General features: G+C 24.7%; 1 protein-coding gene. It reads right to left on the minus strand.

The features are described from left to right. Positions 1-140: 140 nt before the first annotated feature. Positions 141-350, minus strand: coding sequence for a hypothetical protein (locus OA91_RS23885; RefSeq protein ID WP_063340108.1), 210 nt, complete (start codon positions 348-350; stop codon positions 141-143). Positions 351-368 lie beyond the last annotated feature (18 nt).

The following is a 368-nucleotide window of genomic DNA, read 5'->3' on the forward strand; positions in this document are numbered from 1 at the left end:
AATATCCTATGAAATTTCCAACAATTATTGTAAATAAATTATCTATACTACTTACATCATTAGGTAATAACTGATAATTTTTTTCCTGAAAGGTAAAATTCTTCAACATTACAAATATAATCCTTTATTAAATCACACTATCATTTATTCTTATCTGTCTGATAAATGTCATCCCATCTTCCGACTCTAAGAAGAGCAAAAGTTGCAGCTAATGTTAAAGATAATCCATATATAAACACCCAATATCCTATGAAATTTCCAACAATTATTGTAAATAAATTATCTATACTACTTACATCATTAGGTAATAACTGATAATTTTTTTCCTGAAAGGTAAAATTCTTCAACATTACAAATATAATCCTTTA

Source organism: Marinomonas sp. SBI8L (assembly GCF_001624705.1).
Taxonomy (GTDB): domain Bacteria; phylum Pseudomonadota; class Gammaproteobacteria; order Pseudomonadales; family Marinomonadaceae; genus Marinomonas.